The sequence below is a fragment of the Mesorhizobium sp. CA6 genome, from assembly GCF_020165035.1.
Taxonomy (GTDB): domain Bacteria; phylum Pseudomonadota; class Alphaproteobacteria; order Rhizobiales; family Rhizobiaceae; genus Mesorhizobium.
Map to the genome: position 1 here is coordinate 53,261 of NZ_JAIUHI010000002.1, position 16,624 is coordinate 69,884.

Here is a 16,624-nt window from a genome sequence, read left to right on the forward strand (position 1 = left end):
ACATAGCCGACTGGTCAAAATCGCCGTGCTGGGGAACTATGCCGCCGCCAGCAAACTGGCGTTCCCGCCCGCCGCCGTGGTGTCGACGCAGACCGCGCGTTCATGCGCGTAGGCCGCCGGGTTGAGCACCTCGCTGACCAGCGGGACGATCGGCCCGGAGCGCTCGGCAATCACCTTGCGCACGATGCGCGCCGCCTCCGGCGTGCCGGAGAAGGCGACGACATCGACGCGCAGCGAACGCGCCTCGACCGGATCGGGCCGGCCGTCGATCGCCGCCAGCGGCAGGCCCTTGCCGGTCAGCGCCGACAGCGCCGCCGGCGCGCCCGGCGCCACGGCCAGCACCGCATTGCCGGCCGCAAGCGCCTGGATCGTCTGGGCAAGCAGCGTCTCGGCATCCGGACCGAGGCACAGCACTCGGCCACGCGGTGCCAGCGACAGCGTGTTGGCCTCGCCGGTCGGCCCGGGCAGGTCGACCTGGCCGAAATCGAGGCTGGCAGCGGCGGCGATCGCCGCCGCGCCCTTGCCGCGCAGATGCTTCCTCAGGATCGCCACGCGGTCCGGCCGCGTCGACCAGCCGCCCAGCGCCGGATCCGGCAGATTGTCGGCAAGCTCGGTCGCGGTCACCTTGTGGCCTTCCCCAAGCTCGGTGCCGGCCTCAGGCCCCTTGCGGAAGCGGCGCAGGTAATGCGGTCCGCCAGCCTTCGGGCCGGTGCCCGAAAGCCCCTCGCCGCCGAAAGGCTGCGAGCCGACGACGGCGCCGATCTGGTTGCGGTTGACATAGATGTTGCCGGCATGGATGCCGTCGACGAAATGCTGGACGCGGCCTTCAATGCGCGTGTGCAGACCGAAGGTCAGCCCATAGCCCTTGCGGTTGATGGCGGCGATCACCGCGTCGATCTCGTCGGCATCGAAGGTCGCAACATGCAGCACCGGGCCGAACACCTCCCGCTCCATTTCCTCGATGCCTTTGACGCGGAACACATGCGGCGCCACGAAACGGCCGGTCGCCGGCGCTTCGAGCTTGGCGATCAGCCTGCCTTCCAGCCCCTTCTTCTTGCAATAGTCGCTGATCGAAGCTTGCGCCTCATCATCGATTACGGGGCCGACGTCGGTCGAAATCGCCCAAGGATTGCCGACATTGAGCGCTTCCATCGCGCCCTTCAGCATTTCCAGCATCTTCTTCTCGACGTCCTTCTGGACGTAGAGCACGCGCAGCGCCGAGCAGCGCTGGCCGGCGCTCTGGAAGGCCGAGGCGAGGATATCGCGCACCGCCTGTTCCGGCAGCGCGGTGGAATCGACGATCATTGCATTCAAGCCGCCCGTTTCGGCAATCAGCATGGCGTCCGGCGCAGCGGTCTCGGCCAATTGCCTCTCGATCAGCTTGGCGACCTCGGTCGAGCCGGTGAAGCAGACGCCGGCTATGCGCGGGTCAGCGGTGAGCGGCGCGCCGACCGAGGCGCCATCGCCCGGCAAAAGCTGAATGACGTCTTCCGGCACGCCGGCCTCGCGCAGCATTTCCACGGCGCGGAAGGCGATCAGCGGCGTCTGCTCCGCCGGCTTGGCGATCACCGAATTGCCGGTAACCAAAGCTGCCGCGATCTGGCCGGTGAAGATCGCCAGCGGGAAATTCCACGGCGAGATGCAGACGATCGCGCCCCGCGCCTGCGTGCCGGCTTCGGCATTGGCGGCCTCGGCCGCGTAGTAGCGCAGGAAGTCGACCGCCTCACGCACTTCGGCGACGCCGTCGGCCAGCGATTTGCCGGCCTCGCGGGTGGCGAGAGCGAAGAACTCGACCGCATTGGCCTCATAGAGGTCGGCGGCACGATTGAGGATCGCGGCGCGCTCGGCAACCGGACGCTTCGCCCAGGCGGGTTGCGCGTCGACGGCGATGCGCACGGCGGTCCCCACCTGCTTGGCTGCCGCCTCATGCACCGTGCCGACGATCTCGTCGGGCTTGGCCGGATTGACGATTTGGCGCGGCTTGCCGTAGCCGGCGGCGCGCGTCACCGGCTTGGCGTGCCAGCGATCCGTTCCGGCGAACGCCGCCCGCGCCTTCTCGATAGCCGCGAGCGTCACCGGATCGGTGATGTCGAAGCCCTTGGAATTGCGGCGCCCGGGGCCGAAGATCGCGGCCGGGCGCGCGATCGCCGGATTGGCGGCCGGCCCCTGCGTCTCGACCACCGCGAGCGGATCGCGCGCGATCTCCTCGGGCTCGACCTCCTCGTCGGTCAACTGGTGAACGAAGGAGGAGTTGGCGCCGTTTTCCAGCAGACGGCGCACCAGATAGGCGAGAAGGTCCGAATGCGCGCCGACCGGCGCATAGATGCGACAGCGCGTGCCCTCGGCCTGCCGCACCGTCTCGTGCAGCGCCTCGCCCATGCCGTGCAGGCGCTGGAACTCGAAGCTGTCGCGGTCCTTTGCCATCGACAGGATCGCGGCAACCGTGTGCGCGTTATGTGTGGCGAATTGCGGATAGATGCGGTCGGTCATCGACAGCAGCTTCTTCGCGCAGGCGAGATACGAAACATCGGTGTTGGCCTTACGGGTGAAGACCGGATAGCCGGACAGGCCGAGCGTCTGCGCCCGCTTGATCTCGGTGTCCCAATAGGCGCCCTTCACCAGCCGCACCATGATTTTGCGATCGTATTTCTTCGCCAGCGCATAGAGCCAGTCGATGGCGAAAGTCGCGCGCGGGCCATAGGCCTGGACAACGACGCCGAAACCGTCCCAGTCGGCAAGTTCCGGCTCTACCAGCACGCGTTCGATGACGTCGAGCGACAGGTCCAGCCGGTCGGCCTCCTCGGCATCGATGTTGAGGCCCATGCGCGAATGCCGGGCGGCAAGCGCCAACGACAGAAGCCGCTCGGCCATCACTGGCAGCATCGTCTCGCGCTGCGCCACCTCGTAGCGTGGATGCAGCGCCGAGAGCTTGACAGAAATGCCGTGGTTGTAACGGATGTCGGGACCGTTCGACCCGGCATCGAGCGAGGAGATCGCATCGGCATAGGCGCGGTGGTAGCGCAGCGCGTCGGCCTCGGTGCGGGCCGCCTCGCCCAGCATGTCGAAGGAATAGAGGTAGCCCTTCTGCGTCATCGGCCGGCCGCGCTTGACGGCCTCGGCGATGGTTCGGCCAAGCACGAACTGCTCGCCCATCTCGCGCATTGCCGCGGCGACCGCCTTGCGGATCACCGGCTCGCCAAGCCTGCGCACCATGGCGCGCAGCGTGCCTTCGATCCCGCCCTCGCCTTCGTCGAGCACGCGGCCGGTCAGCATCAGCGCCCAGGTCGAGGCGTTGACGAAGATGGAGCTCGAGCCGCCCGAATGCGCCGACCAGTCATGCGGCGCGATCTTGTCGGCGATGAGATCGTCCATCGTCTCGGCATCGGGCACGCGCAGCAGCGCTTCGGCCAGGCACATCAGCGCCACGCCTTCCTTGGTCGACAGGCCGTAGGCCGAGAGAAAGACCTCCATCAGCCTTGGATCGGTGGATCCGCGCACCGCACGCACCAGATCGGCCGCGCGCGCCGAGATCGCCTTGCGCTCTTCCGCCGAAAGCCCGGCCGCCGCCGACAGGCGCTTCACCGCCTCGTCTTCGTCGGGCAAATAATTGGCGCGGATCTGCTGGCGGATGGCGTCGAGCGGCATGTCGGGATCCATGAAAGCGAGCGTGAGCGAACGGTCTGGCGGTCGCCGGACCGAATGGCGCAAGCTAGCACAGCTGCGGATTCCAGTCGGTCCAAAGAAATCGACATGGCAGACTGATCGATCTAACATATAGTGACTAATCCCATCATTTCGACTGCAATTTTGATGATCGAAGACCAATTGGACCGCATTGACCGCAACATCCTGTCCGCGCTCGGGCGCGACGGTCGGCTTTCGATGTCTGAACTGGCTTTGAAGGTCGGCTTGTCGAAGACGCCGGTGCAGGCGCGCGTGAAGCGGCTGGAGAAGGACGGCTACATAAGAGGCTACCGCGCAGTCATCGACCGCGAGCGCATGGGCGAAGGTCATGTCGCCTTCGTCCAGGTGAAGCTGTCGGACACGCGCTCGGCAGCGCTCGACGCTTTCAACCGCGCTGTTCAGGGCGTGCCGGAGATCGAGCAATGCCACATGATGGCATCGAGCTTCGATTATCTGTTGAAGGTCCGTACCACCGACATCGCCGCCTACCGCCGGGTGCTCGGCGAGCGCATCTCCGCCTTGCCCCACGTCGCCCAGACGTCGACCTTCGTGGCGATGGAGACGGTGAAGGATCGCTAACCTACTCGGACAAGGTCTTGAGGAAAGCCACCAGCGCGGCCCGCTCGCGCACGGACAGGTCGAGCGGGTGCACTTCGGAGACCCCTTCCACGCTGGGCGGCGCCTTCGAATAATGCGCCACCACCTCCTCGAGTGTCGCGAACTGGCCGGCATGCATGTAGGGCGGCCGGCTAGCGGCCCCCCTGAGTGACGGCGTCTTGTAGGCGCGCGTGATCTGCGGCCCGTCCTTGACCATGAAGCGCAGCTCGCGGCAGGCGCTCTCGTCGCCGTCGCGGAACTTGCCGAGACAGTTGAAAGGATCGGCCCCGACCTGCGCCACCGCATCGACGCGCCCGCGGTCAGGCGGCAGGCCGTCGACCGGCGGCACGCCGGTGTTGTGGAAGGAGTTGTCGGTGAAGCGCGGGCCGTTGTGGCAGTTCATGCAATTGGCCTTGCCGATGAACAGCTTCAGCCCAAGGACTTCCTCCGGCGAGAACGCCGCATTCCCTTCCGGCTTGGCGCCAGTGGCCAGATCGATGGCGAAGCGGTCGAAGCGCGTCTGCTCAGGCTCGATCGATCGCTCGAAGGCGGCGATCGCCTTGCCGATATTGGCGAAGACGCGGTTGACGTCGTCTTGCCGGCCGGCGGGCATGGCGTTCCACGCCGCCTTCTCGGCATCGCTGCCGAGTGGGGTGGCATTGGCCGGCACGCCGGAAAGGTCCGGCAACGGTCCGAAGATGCGCTCATAGCGCTCGCCGAACCGCTTCTTGATGTAATGCGCGAAGGCGGCCCGGTTGCCGGCCTGCTCGAGCGGGTTTTCAAGCGGCGTCAGCGCCTGCGCCCACAGGCTGTCGCGCCTGCCGTCCCAGAAGAACCATGGATCGCGCGCCACGCCCGCCAGCGGCATCGTGCGGCGGTTGGTGTGGCCGACGCCGACCGCCTGCGGCAGGTCGTCCTGAAACTGGCGGTCGATCTTGTGGCAGGTCGAGCAGGACACCGTGCCGTCCCGGCTCATGCCGGCATCGAAGAACAGCGTCGAGCCGAGCGCGGCAGCCGCCGGCACATCCGCATACTGGTTCGTGGTGTCGACTTTGAGCGAGGGCAGCGTGTTCAGCGCCAGCGACGCGATGGTCTTCTTCTCGGCGTCGCTGAACTGCGGCTCGCCGCAGCCGCCCAGCAAGGCGAGAGCGGCTAAGGCCGAGAGGCTCGCAACGCTGATCAGCCGCCTCATCGCCCGCTCACAACACGATGTTGAAGACGACGGAATCGGAGCCCGCCGCCGCCGAGATACCGAAGTGCAGCTGCCACCAGCCGCTCATCGTGAACTTCACGCCATCGATGCGGTAGCGCCCCTGGCCCAAATAGTCGGTCGCCTGCGGACTGGTCGGCAGGCCGTGATCGTGCCGCGGCATCCCGCCGGAAACGGTGATGGCCGCTCCTTCCACCGGCGCGCCGGCGGCGGTCTTCAGCGTCAGCAGCCAGGACTGCAGCTCGCCCTGCCGGACCACGCCGCGCTCCGGCTCGAAGCTCGCGACGAACAGGCCGTTCGCCGTCTTTTTCGAGCGCGACAGGTCCGGTCCGGGCGCCGATTGCGGCAGCGTCAGATAGACTGCGGCCACGATGCCGACCAGCAGCACGGCAAGACCGAGACCCGCAAGAATGTAACGCCATATCGATGCCAAGCCCGTTCCTCTTCGGCTGCTAACGTCGCGGGCCGCTTGTCGCGTCCCGCCCTGCCTGTGGGAAATCGCTTCTGGCGCAAAATTCGCCGGTAGCCAAGCATGGCGCTGCCGGCCGCAAAAAGCTACAGCAACAATATCTTAGGAAGGGATAAGCCCGCATGGCCAATGGTATCGCATCGATCGGCGAATGTATGCTGGAACTGTCAGGCCAGGCCGGCCCGAACTGGCGGATGGGTTTTGCCGGCGATACCTTCAACACGCTCTGGGCGTTGCACGCCTTGAGCCCGGATCGGCCCGCGACCTATGTGACGGCCTTCGGCGACGATCCCTTTTCGCACGACCAGATCGCTTTCTTTGCCGAGAACGGCATCGGCATAGGCAACAGCCCGGTCATTGCCGGCGCGCGCCCCGGCCTTTACGCCATAACGCTTACAGGAGCCGAGCGCGCCTTCACCTACTGGCGAAGCGACGCGGCCGCGCGCCAGCTCGCCTCGGATCCGACAGCACTGGCAAAAAGCCTTGAAAACCAGGCGCTTGTCTATTTTTCCGGAATCACCCTGGCAATTCTGGACGCGGCGGCGCGCCAAACCCTCCTCTCGGCCGTGGCGACTGCCCGCAAGGCCGGCTCGCTCGTCGCCTTCGACCCGAATTACCGGCCGCGTCTGTGGCCGAGCCGCGAAGCGGCGCAGGCCGCGATCCTGGAAGCGCTTGCGGTGGCCGACATTGCGCTGCCGACTTTTCCGGACGAGCAGATGCTGTTCGGCGATGAGACCCCGGAGGTCACAGCCAAGCGCCTGCGCAAGCTGACCGGCGAGGTCGTGGTCAAGAATGGCGAGCAGCCGGCCCTGATTGCGCTGAACGGCGCTTCACAAGCTGTCGACGCGGTGCATGTGGCTGCCCCCGTCGATACCACGGGGGCCGGCGATTCCTTCAACGGCGGCTATCTCGCCGCCCGGCTTGCCGGCCACGCGCCTGCCGACGCGACACGCCGGGCGCACAAAGTCGCCGCCGCGGTGGTGCAGGTTCGCGGTGCGCTGGCGCCGTTTGAGACGCTAAGGACTGCTTTCGATAGCTAGGACCTTTCAGATTTAGGTCAGGCCGAGTCGAAAATGGTGGCTTCCGAGAACCGGAGCGGAGCGTACTTAAACGTACGTGAGCACCGGAAGCGCAGGAAGCCGCCATTTGCAGGCTGGCCTCACCTAAATCCTAGGGCAGGCGGAACCGGTATTCTGTGACCTGATGATAGATCTGCCCGGGCCACAGCGTCGCCTGCGGGAAATAAGGCCGGTTCGGCGCGTCCGGCCATGTCTGAGCTTCGAGGCAGAGGCCTGAAAACGCCTTGTAGCGGCGGCCGTCGAGCCCCGGCGATGTCGGCGCGACGAACTGACCGCTATAGAGCTGCAGTCCCGGTTCGGTGGTCCACACTTCCATCTCGACGCCGGAATTGGCGCCTTGCACCCAGGCAGCCTGGTGCAGCGGCCCGCGGCTAGAGGCCAGGCAGTAATTCAGGTCATAGCGAAGCTGCTCGCCTTCCATTTCCATGCGCAGCGGCCGCGCCTGCCGGAAATCGTAGGGCGTGCCGTCGACCGGCTTCACGACACCTGTGGGGATCATCTCATCATCGACCGGCGTGTAGGCGCCGGCGTTGAGCATCAGCCGGTGGTCGAGGATGTCGCCGGCGCCGCCGTCGTCGAGATTGAAATAGGAATGCTGCGCGAGGTTGCAGAGCGTCGGCTCCTCGCAGGTCGCGGTCAGCTCCATGCTGAGCGTGCCTGGGATCTTCAGCCGATACGTGCAGGTGACGTCGAGCGCGCCGGGAAAGCCCATCGCGCCGTCCGGATCGTGCAGCGTCAGCGTTACGAAATCGCGGCCATGCAGCGAGACGGCCCATGGCCGGCGGAAAAAGCCTTCCGAGCCGCCATGCAGCGTGTGCTTGCCGAGAAAATTCTGCTCGGTCTGGAAGCGGTTGCCGGCGATGGTGAAGCGGCCGCCGCCGATGCGGTTGGCGAAGCGGCCGACGACGGCGCCAAAGAAGGCGCGGTCGGTCTCGTAGGGCTCGAATCGGTCGTAGCCCAGCACCAGCGGCGCGTCATGGCCGCTCAGCCTGAGGTCCTGAATGATGGCGCCGAGCCCGATGATGTTGGCCGTGATGCCGCCGCCGCGAATGGTGAAGCGGCGCACGGCCTCGCCCGCCTGCGTCGTGCCGAAGACCTCGCCGTCTTTCATTGCCATGCCCGAAATGTCATTTCCGATCCGTGGATTTAGGCCGGCTGCGTATCATCCGGCAAGCGCAGGCTAAGGCAATTCCAGGAAAAGTGCGCAGCGGCTTTGCGCCAAGACAAGGCGATAGAGCAGTCCACCGTTGTCTGAAACGGTGGACTGCTGGGCGCGCCTGCCCCTGTTCCGGGGATCGATATCAGAGCCCTAGGCCGCCGAAGCAGGCATATTTGGTGTCGAGATAGTCCTCGATGCCCTGATGCCCGCCTTCGCGGCCGAGACCGGATTCCTTGACGCCGCCGAACGGCGCCTCGGGCGTGGTGATCAGGCCTTCATTGACGCCGACCATGCCGTATTTCAGGCCTTCCATGACGCGGAAGGCGCGGCCGAGATCGCCGGTGTAGAAATAGGCGGCAAGGCCGAACTCGGTGTCGTTGGCCAGCGCGATCGCCTCTTCCTCGGTCTCGAACTTGAACACAGGCGCGATCGGCCCAAAAATCTCCTCCTTCATGAAGCGCATGTTCGGCGTGGCGCCAGAAATCACCGTCGGCTGGAAGAACGAGCCGCCCAGCGCATGGCGCTTGCCGCCGGCGACGACCTTGCCGCCCTTCGACGTCGCATCGGCGATGAATTCCTCGACCTTCTCGACCGCTTTCTCGTCGATCAGCGGCCCCTGCTGCACGCCTTCCTCGAGGCCCGAGCCGACCTTGAGGTTATTGCTGGCGGCGGCGAGCTTCTCGACGAATTTGTCATAGATGCCCGCCTGCACGAGGAAGCGGTTGGTGCACACGCAGGTCTGGCCGGAATTGCGGTACTTGGCCGTGATGGCGCCGGCAACCGCGCGATCGACATCGGCGTCGTCGAAGACCAGGAACGGCGCGTTGCCGCCAAGCTCCATCGACACTTTCTTGACCGTCGAGGCCGACTTCTGGATCAGGATCTTGCCGACCTCGGTCGAGCCGGTGAAGGTGATCTTCTTGACCAGCGGGTTGGCGCAGATCTCGTCGCCGATCTCGCCGGCCGAACCGGTGACAACGTTGACGACGCCTTTCGGGAAACCGACCTCCTCGACAAGCGCGCCCCAGGCGAGGCCCGAATAAGGCGTCTGCGAGGCCGGCTTGACCACCGCGGTGCAGCCGGCGGCCAAAGCCGGGCCGATCTTGCGGGCAAGCATCGAGGACGGGAAATTCCACGGCGTGATGGCGGCGATGACACCGACCGGCTCCTTGGTCACCAGGATGCGGCGGTCGCCCCATGGCGACGGAACGATGTCGCCGTAGACGCGGCGGCCTTCCTCGGCGAACCAGAGGATATAGCTGGCGGCCGAGCCGATCTCGCCCTTGGATTCGGTGAGCGACTTGCCCTGCTCGATGGTCAGCAATTCGGCGAGCACGTCCTGATTGTCCATCATCGCGTCATGCAGCTTGCGCAGGAGCTTCGAGCGCTCGAGCGCGGTGGTCTTGCGCCAGCCCTTGAAGGCTTCCTCTGCGGCTTCGATCGCGCGGCGGGTCTCGGCCTTGCCGGCCTTAGGCACGGTGCCGATCTTGAGGCCGGTCGCCGGATTGTTGACGTCGATGGTCTGGCCGCTGTCGGCCTGCACCCATTCACCATTGATGAGGTTGGCCTGGCGCATGAAATGGCTGGTTTTCTGAAGCATGGTCTGGCCTCCGTTCGGCGCGCTGATCGGCCGTTTTTCTGGATATCCGTTGAAGCGTGCTTCAAGAGCCGCACGCCGGCGCATTGCTCTTACCTAGGGAAAGGCGGGCAAGCAATCACAAGATGGCATATAGGGGTTGGGCCAGCAAAAGCGAGCCGCGTTCAGCGGCTCTATCCGAAGACGTGGATCACCACCGTCAGCCAGAACGAGGTGGTTACCACCGCGCTTGCGGTGGCAAGCGTCATCTGGTTCGAGGCCAGCGCCTGGCCGGTGTTGAACTGGACGGCGATCAGATAGGAGTTGATGCCCGAAGGCAGTGCCGCAACCACCACCGCGACCTTGGCCGTCAGCGGCGGCAGGCCGAGCAGCCAGACGAAGGCCAGCACCAGCGCCGGCATCACGAACAGTTTCAGCACCGACAGCGCCAGCGCCGGCCTGATATTGCCGGAGATGCCGAAGCGGCGCAGGCTGAGCCCCATGGCGAACAGCGCCACCGGACCGGCCGTGTCCGCGAGCGTATTGACCAACCGTTCGACCAGGTCCGGCAGCGGCGCGCCGGTGAGGCGCCAGGCGAGTCCCACCAGGATGCCGATGATCAGCGGATTGAGGAACAGGCGCCTGAGGAAGTTTTTGACGACGCGCAGCGGATGCACCGTCTCGCCGCTGCCGCGCCCGAACATCTCGAACAGCACGATCGAGGCCATCATCATGATCGGCAGGTGGACCGACACCAGCAGCGACAGCACCTCGAAGCCGCTGGCGCCGAATATGCCGAGGACGAAGGGCGCGCCGAGCAGCACCACATTGGAATAAGCCGAGGAAACGCCGCCGACGATGCCCGCGCGTGCATCTCGCTTGAAAACGCGCGTCATCATCAGATGGCCCGTGGTCCAGGTGATGGCGGCGGCCGCAAAATAGGCGCCCCACAGCGACCAGGGCGTTACGCCATGGAAATCCGATTTGACCATGGTCCGGAAGAGCAGCAGTGGCATCGCCACGCTGACGGCGAATTCCGAAATGCCCTCCCCGCTCGCCGGCTTCAGATAGAAGGTGAGCCCGGTCAGATAGCCGAGCGCCACAAGGCTGAAGACGAAGAGAACGGTTTCGGTAAGCGGAGTCATTTCTTTGGCGGAGACATTTTTCCCGTGATAGGCGGGCCCTGACTGCGGTGCAATCGCACCGAACGGAACGGCGCTCCATTTGCTCTGCTGCCCCGCTGCTTGTCTTTCGGCCTGCTTTGCGGTCCCTATATGCCAATCACCACCTTGCCTTTGCGGGCTGCCATAGGACTTCCGATGCTGCGACTTGCCCTGGCGCTCTTCCTGCTTGCCGTTCCCACCCTGGCCCACGCGACCGATGCGGGCTGGGCGTTGCTGCGCGACGGCGGCCATGTCGTTCTGCTTCGCCATGCCTTCGTCACCGGAGCTGCCGACCCGGCCAATTTCGACATCGGCAATTGCGCCACGCAGCTCAACCTGTCGGAGCGCGGCAAGCAGCAGGCAAGCCGCATCGGCGCGCTGTTCGCGGCGCGCTCGGCGCCGATCGATCACGTGCTCTCCAGCCGCTACTGCCGTTGCCTCGATACTGCCCGCATCGCTTTCGAATCCGAGCCGCAGCGCTTCGCGCCGCTCGACCTGCTGAAAACCGACCCGGCCGAAAAGGCCGCGCAAATGGCCGCGATCATGAAGGAGATCCGTGGCTATTCCGGCTCCGATAATCTGGTGCTGGTCACGCATGTGGAAAACATCGAGGCGCTCACCGGCGTAGCGCCGCGCGAGGGCGAGGCCGTGGTGGTGGCGCCGGACGGTGATGGTCTCAAGGTGCTGGGACGGGTCACGTTCTAAGACGCCGCGCCCGCCGGTGTTGCCGAAATGCAACTCCCGGGAGAAGCCGCAAATCCGCCGCGACAATGCCGCTTGCGACAACCCGTCGCAGGGTCTATAGGCGCGCTCCCGGTCACGAAAACCGAAGCGAGCACAACGGTTGGAGCTTTCGTCTCCGCCCGCGCAGCCGGCTCTGCCGCGCTGTGTACGGCGCCGTTTCGGGTGTTGGGATCGCCGATGTAGCTCAGAGGTTAGAGCGCCGGATTTAGGTCCGGAGGTCGAGGGTTCGAGTCCCTTCATCAGCACCACGGATAGCTCAGGTTGGGTAGAGCATCAGATTTGTCATCTGACTGTCGAAGGTTCGATTCCTTCTCCATTGGCCTCGAAAGCCAGCACCCTACACGGTGTTATTCGAAAAACGGTCCGGGGACCGGAATGCGAGGATTTCACGGACGGCAAGGCTTCGGCCTCGCCGGGCGGTGACGTTCTGCGCCATCGGCTCGCGGCCAGGCCCGCGGTGACGAGCAAGGCGCGACGCGGCCGGCAAAGTAAGCTTCGGCTTCCGGCGCCCGCTTCGTCGCCCCGCGATCCGCTCCCGAAGGCCCGCCGCGGATCGATGCCACCGGTCCCCGGATCATTCGTGCCCAGGACAGTACGACGACGTGAAACGAGAAACGAAAGGATGATCGACGCATGACGTGACGCCTCACATGGGGCCATGCCCGACAGGAGTAAGACAATGAAGACCATTCTCGAAAAGCTTCTTGGACGCCAGCGCGTCCTCGTGAAGGAAAATGAACGTGCCGTCGCCCTCTACAAGGGTGAGATCCAGGCGATCCTGATGCCGGGCGAGCATTGGCTCGCCAACCGGCGCGGCAACCTGGAAATCTCCAGGCACGACCTGAAGAACCCGGAATTCGTTTCGGCTTACGAGAAGGCGTTGTTCGACAAGCTCCCGGATGTGGCCGCGCGTCACCTCACCGTCATCCGCACCGGGCGTACCGACGTCGCCGTCGTCGAGCGCGACGGCGCCTTGCATGCCGTGCTCAACCCGGATCGCAAGCTCGTGCTGTGGACGGATGCCGGCCCGTGGAAGGTCACGTCCGTCGACACGGCGGCCGATCTCGCCGTCGATCCGGCCTTGATGCGCCGGATCGGCCAGGCCCGGAAGACGGAACATGTGTTCCTCTATCCGGTCGTGGACGGCCAGGTCGGGTTGCTGTTCGTGGATGGCGTCTACACCCGCACGCTTGCCGCGGGTGTGCACGCCTTCTGGAATGTCGGGCGCATGGTCCAGGTGAAGGTTGTCGACGTCAAGCGCCAGTCGCTCGATGTTGCCGGGCAGGAAATGCTGACCAAGGATCGCGTGACGATCCGCGTCAACATCGCCGCCGAATACCGGGTCGTCGATCCGGTGACGGCGGTGAGCACGGTGAAGGACTTCTCCGAAGCCCTCTACCGCGCCCTGCAGTATGCCTTCCGCAAGACGCTTGGCGCGCTCACGCTCGACCAGATCCTCGACAAGAAGGTCACGGTCGACGAGGACGCGGCTGCCAAGGTGCGCGACGACATGGCCGTGATCGGCGTCGAGGTCAGCGATATCGCTCTCAAGGATGTGATCCTGCCGGGCGACATGCGCGAGATCCTCAACCAGGTGGTTTCGGCCGAGAAGCAGGCCGAGGCCAACGTCATCCGCCGCCGCGAGGAGACGAACGCCACCCGTTCGCTGCTCAACACGGCCAAGGTGATGGCCGAGAACCCGGTGATGCTGCGACTGAAGGAGCTCGAGGCTCTCGAAGCCATCGCCGGCAAGGTCGAGCGGCTCACCGTCCACAACGGAACGGGCGGGTTGCTCAACGACCTGGTCAAGCTCCGCGACTGATGCATGTCGCCCAAAGTGGTTCCGGCTTTGGGAAGACGGCATGCGAAACAAAAGCTGACGCCGCGTCAAATGGGAGGGGCCGCCGGGCAGGCCGGCGGCCCCTCTTGCGCTCCCAAAGCCCACATCCCATCTGCCCCGGCGCGTCAGGCCTTTTCCTGCCGGGAAAAACCGATTAGACAGCGCCCAAACAAGATGCGGACAGATTCCGCCCGCAACCGAAGGAAGAGCCCTTGTCCACCACGTTCGAGAAAGTCGCCAAGATCATTGCCGACACCAGCGAGATCGATATCGACACCATCACGCCCGAGAGCCACACGATCGACGATCTCGGCATCGACAGCCTCGATTTCCTCGACATCGTCTTTGCCATCGACAAGGAATTCGGCATCAAGGTGCCGCTCGAGAAGTGGACGCAGGAGGTCAATGACGGCAAGGCCTCGACCGACGACTACTTCGTGATGAAGAACCTGTGCGCCAAGATCGACGCGCTGGTCGCGGCCAAGGCCGCCTGAGCCGGCTCGGGCGCGGTCTTGACGCGCCCCGCCAGCTGACCCACAACAGCCGCCCATGAGTTCTCACGACGTCGTCATCACCGGCATCGGCCTTGTCTCTTCGCTTGGAGAGGGCCCTGATGCGCATTGGCAGAAGCTCACCCGACCGGGCCTTGAGCCGGTGCTCGATGCGGCGCGCTTCGCGCCCTATACCATCCATCCCCTGCCCGAGATCGACTGGAACCTGCAGATCGCCAAGCGCGGCGACCAGCGCCAGATGGAAACCTGGCAGCGCCTCGGCACCTACACCGCCGGCCTGGCGCTCGACGATGCCGGCATCAAAGGCAATGACGAGCTTTGCGCCACCATGGACATGGTGGTGGCGGCCGGCGGCGGCGAGCGCGACGAAGCCGTCGATGCCGCGATCCTTGCGGCCTCCGAGAGCCGCAACGACCGCGACGTGCTGCTCAACGAGAAGCTGACGACGGAACTGCGGCCGACTTTGTTCCTCGCCCAGCTCTCCAATCTGCTCGCCGGCAACATCTCGATCGTCCACAAGGTCACCGGTTCGTCGCGCACCTTCATGGGCGAGGAAGGCGCCGGCGTCTCGGCCGTCGAGACGGCGGCCGCGCGCATCCGCTCGGGACAGTCGACCCATGTTCTGGTCGGCGGCGCCTTCCAGACCGAGCATTCCGACATGCTGCTCGGCTATGAGCTTGCCGGCTACCTGCATCGCGGCCCATGGAAGCCGGTCTGGCAACGCCAGGGCTTAGAAGGCGGCGGTGTGGTGACGGGGTCCGGCGGCGCATTCCTGGTGCTCGAGCAGCGCGAGCACGCAAAAAACCGCGGCCGCAAGATCTACGCCGAGCTTGGCCCCGTCGTCTCCGGCCGCGCCAGGCGCCGGCAAGGCGAGTTGAATTCAGAGATTGCTGCGCTGCTGAAGCAGGCTGCCCTTCCCGACGGGGATCTGCTCACGATTTCCGCCGCCTCCGGCGCCCACGCCGCGACGGCGGCTGAGAAGGCCGTTCTCGATGCCAATTCGGCTTTGGCCGTGCGCGCCTTCTCGACGCTGACCGGCCATATGAAGGAGGCTCAATTCCCCTTTGCGGTTGCGCTCGCGGCAATGGCTGTCGACCGCGGGGCCGGTTATCCTGCCTTCGATGCCACGATGGAGCGCTCATTTGAAGGCGCCCCCAATTCCGTTCTTGCAACCGCGATCGGCTATCACCAATTCGAGGGCCTGGGGCTGGTTAAAGCCGCTTAGATCGGTTTTTCGCAATTCCCGGGCGGAAAACCGCTACACACCTTTCCTGGAATTGCTCGATAACGAGGCAGACAAAGCATGGCCAATCTTCGCGACCACATGGGCAGGCCTATCGTCGCCGTTACCGGCATCGGCGTGGTGACCTCGCTCGGCGTCGGCAAGGCCGACAATTGGGCGGCGCTGACCTCGGGCAGATCCGGCATCCATCCGATCACCCGCTTTCCGGTCGACCACCTCAACACCCGCATTTCCGGCATGGTCGACTTCCTGCCCTCGAGCTCGAAGGGCGCCAGCCACCTCACCTACGAACTGGCCGAGACGGCGGCCCAGGAGGCCGTCTCGGAAGCTGGTTTGGAGTCCGGCGATTTCGGCGGCCCGCTGTTCCTGGCCTCGCCGCCGGTCGAGCTCGACTGGATCGACCGCTTCTCGCTCTATAATTCCGACAAGCAGGACGCCGGTGCCGAAAGGTTGCTGCGCGTGGCACGCGGGCTGAAGGAGCTGGATGTGTTCGAGACCACGCAGTTCGGCTCGATCGCCGATCGCCTGGCCGACCGCTTCGGCACGCGTGGTCTGCCGATCACGCTGTCGACCGCCTGCGCCTCGGGCGCCACCGCCATCCAGCTCGGGGTCGAGGCGATCCGGCGCGGCGAGTGTGACAAGGCGCTGTCGATCGGCGCCGACGGCTCGGCCACCGCCGAAGCGCTGATCCGCTTCTCGCTGCTCTCGGCCCTTTCCACCCACAATGATATCCCCGAAAAGGCCTCAAAGCCCTTCTCCAAGGACCGCGACGGCTTCGTGCTGGCTGAAGGCTCCGGCGCGCTGGTGCTGGAATCGCTGGAAGGCGCCCTTGCGCGCGGCGCGACGATCCTCGGCATCATGCGCGGCTGCGGCGAGAAGGCCGACGATTTTCACCGCACCCGCTCCAAGCCCGATGGCTCGCCGGCGATCGCGGCGGTGCGCGCCGCCCTTGCCGATGCGGGCCTTGGCGAAGACGAGATCGACTACGTCAATGCGCACGGCACCTCGACGCCCGAGAACGACAAGATGGAGCACCTGTCGCTGTCCACCGTCTTCGGCGAGCGCATCGGCTCGATGCCGATCTCGTCGAACAAGTCGATGATCGGCCACACCCTGTCGGCCGCCGGCGCGGTGGAGGCCGCCTTCTCGCTGATGACCATGCGCGAAAGCGTCATCCCGCCGACGATCAATTACGACAATCCCGATCCGGCCATCGTGCTCGACGTCGTGCCGAACAAGAAGCGCAACGCCGAAGTGGGCACGGTTTTGTCGAATTCCTTCGGCTTCGGCGGCCAGAACACCTGCCTTGTCATGGCGCGGGAACCGGTCTAAGCGGACTTTTCCGCTC

General features: G+C 65.4%; 13 protein-coding genes and 2 tRNA genes. 9 read left to right on the forward strand and 6 right to left on the reverse strand.

Translation table 11 applies throughout. The features are described 5' to 3' along the window. Positions 1–36 precede the first annotated feature (36 nt). Entirely contained in the window at positions 37–3,645 is a 3,609-nt protein-coding gene (putA, locus tag LB526_RS02505; RefSeq protein ID WP_224625970.1) for a bifunctional proline dehydrogenase/L-glutamate gamma-semialdehyde dehydrogenase PutA, read from the reverse strand. 165 nt (positions 3,646–3,810) lie between these two features. On the opposite strand from putA, the gene LB526_RS02510 reads away from it, so the two are divergent. Further along, positions 3,811–4,263 (forward strand): Lrp/AsnC family transcriptional regulator, encoded by a 453-nt coding sequence (locus LB526_RS02510; RefSeq protein ID WP_126060325.1) that lies wholly within the window; start codon positions 3,811–3,813, stop codon positions 4,261–4,263. A gap of 1 nt (position 4,264) precedes the next feature. On the opposite strand, the gene LB526_RS02515 is transcribed toward LB526_RS02510, so the two are convergent. After that, positions 4,265–5,473 (reverse strand): cytochrome-c peroxidase, encoded by a 1,209-nt coding sequence (locus tag LB526_RS02515; protein WP_224625971.1) that lies wholly within the window; start codon positions 5,471–5,473, stop codon positions 4,265–4,267. A 7-nt stretch (positions 5,474–5,480) separates the two neighbouring features. Then, positions 5,481–5,924 (reverse strand): FixH family protein, encoded by a 444-nt coding sequence (locus LB526_RS02520; protein WP_224609327.1) that lies wholly within the window; start codon positions 5,922–5,924, stop codon positions 5,481–5,483. 158 nt (positions 5,925–6,082) lie between these two features. Here LB526_RS02520 and LB526_RS02525 point away from each other — a divergent pair, with 158 nt between their 5' ends. Then, positions 6,083–7,000, forward strand: a complete 918-nt coding sequence (locus LB526_RS02525; RefSeq protein WP_224625972.1) for a sugar kinase — start codon at positions 6,083–6,085, stop codon at positions 6,998–7,000. A 130-nt stretch (positions 7,001–7,130) separates the two neighbouring features. On the opposite strand, the gene LB526_RS02530 is transcribed toward LB526_RS02525, so the two are convergent. From LB526_RS02530 to LB526_RS02540, 3 genes are all read right to left on the reverse strand, one after another. After that, positions 7,131–8,156 carry an aldose epimerase family protein gene (locus LB526_RS02530; RefSeq protein WP_140846155.1) on the reverse strand — a complete coding sequence of 342 codons (1,026 nt, stop codon included), beginning with the start codon at positions 8,154–8,156 and terminating at the stop codon, positions 7,131–7,133. A 184-nt stretch (positions 8,157–8,340) separates the two neighbouring features. Then, complete coding sequence (locus LB526_RS02535) at positions 8,341–9,798, reverse strand: NAD-dependent succinate-semialdehyde dehydrogenase (protein WP_140846156.1); 1,458 nt, start codon at positions 9,796–9,798, stop codon at positions 8,341–8,343. Positions 9,799–9,968: 170 nt separating this feature from the next. Continuing rightward, positions 9,969–10,919 (reverse strand): AEC family transporter, encoded by a 951-nt coding sequence (locus LB526_RS02540; protein ID WP_095764971.1) that lies wholly within the window; start codon positions 10,917–10,919, stop codon positions 9,969–9,971. Positions 10,920–11,093: 174 nt separating this feature from the next. Between LB526_RS02540 and LB526_RS02545 the strand changes: the two genes are divergently transcribed. The 7 genes from LB526_RS02545 (at position 11,094) to LB526_RS02575 (ending at position 16,608) form a co-directional block, all read left to right on the forward strand. Further along, positions 11,094–11,642, forward strand: a complete 549-nt coding sequence (locus LB526_RS02545; RefSeq protein ID WP_224522661.1) for a histidine phosphatase family protein — start codon at positions 11,094–11,096, stop codon at positions 11,640–11,642. 212 nt (positions 11,643–11,854) lie between these two features. Continuing rightward, a tRNA-OTHER gene (locus LB526_RS02550) sits at positions 11,855–11,929 on the forward strand. A 2-nt stretch (positions 11,930–11,931) separates the two neighbouring features. Then, positions 11,932–12,001 (forward strand) — tRNA-Thr (locus LB526_RS02555). 359 nt (positions 12,002–12,360) lie between these two features. Further along, the gene (locus tag LB526_RS02560; protein WP_224522662.1) at positions 12,361–13,503 is read left to right on the forward strand and encodes a slipin family protein; all 1,143 of its coding nucleotides are present in this window, start codon (positions 12,361–12,363) and stop codon (positions 13,501–13,503) included. A gap of 230 nt (positions 13,504–13,733) precedes the next feature. Beyond that, on the forward strand, positions 13,734–14,015 hold the full coding sequence (locus LB526_RS02565; RefSeq protein WP_027167184.1) for an acyl carrier protein: 282 nt from the start codon (positions 13,734–13,736) through the stop codon (positions 14,013–14,015). A 55-nt stretch (positions 14,016–14,070) separates the two neighbouring features. Next, a complete protein-coding gene (locus tag LB526_RS02570) occupies positions 14,071–15,258 on the forward strand; it encodes a beta-ketoacyl-ACP synthase (RefSeq protein ID WP_224522663.1) in 1,188 nt (395 codons plus the stop codon). 78 nt (positions 15,259–15,336) lie between these two features. Then, positions 15,337–16,608 carry a beta-ketoacyl-ACP synthase gene (locus LB526_RS02575; protein ID WP_095764965.1) on the forward strand — a complete coding sequence of 424 codons (1,272 nt, stop codon included), beginning with the start codon at positions 15,337–15,339 and terminating at the stop codon, positions 16,606–16,608. Positions 16,609–16,624: the final 16 nt, after the last annotated feature.

Coding starts and splice junctions, on each gene's coding strand:
- LB526_RS02570 (WP_224522663.1), top strand. CDS start 14,071: ATGAGTTCTCACGACGTCGTCATCACCGGCATCGGCCTTGTCTCTTCG.
- LB526_RS02545 (WP_224522661.1), top strand. CDS start 11,094: ATGCTGCGACTTGCCCTGGCGCTCTTCCTGCTTGCCGTTCCCACCCTG.
- LB526_RS02530 (WP_140846155.1), bottom strand. CDS start 8,156: ATGGCAATGAAAGACGGCGAGGTCTTCGGCACGACGCAGGCGGGCGAG.
- LB526_RS02575 (WP_095764965.1), top strand. CDS start 15,337: ATGGCCAATCTTCGCGACCACATGGGCAGGCCTATCGTCGCCGTTACC.
- LB526_RS02535 (WP_140846156.1), bottom strand. CDS start 9,798: ATGCTTCAGAAAACCAGCCATTTCATGCGCCAGGCCAACCTCATCAAT.
- LB526_RS02525 (WP_224625972.1), top strand. CDS start 6,083: ATGGCCAATGGTATCGCATCGATCGGCGAATGTATGCTGGAACTGTCA.
- putA (WP_224625970.1), bottom strand. CDS start 3,645: ATGCCGCTCGACGCCATCCGCCAGCAGATCCGCGCCAATTATTTGCCC.
- LB526_RS02515 (WP_224625971.1), bottom strand. CDS start 5,473: ATGAGGCGGCTGATCAGCGTTGCGAGCCTCTCGGCCTTAGCCGCTCTC.
- LB526_RS02540 (WP_095764971.1), bottom strand. CDS start 10,919: ATGACTCCGCTTACCGAAACCGTTCTCTTCGTCTTCAGCCTTGTGGCG.
- LB526_RS02510 (WP_126060325.1), top strand. CDS start 3,811: ATGATCGAAGACCAATTGGACCGCATTGACCGCAACATCCTGTCCGCG.
- LB526_RS02560 (WP_224522662.1), top strand. CDS start 12,361: ATGAAGACCATTCTCGAAAAGCTTCTTGGACGCCAGCGCGTCCTCGTG.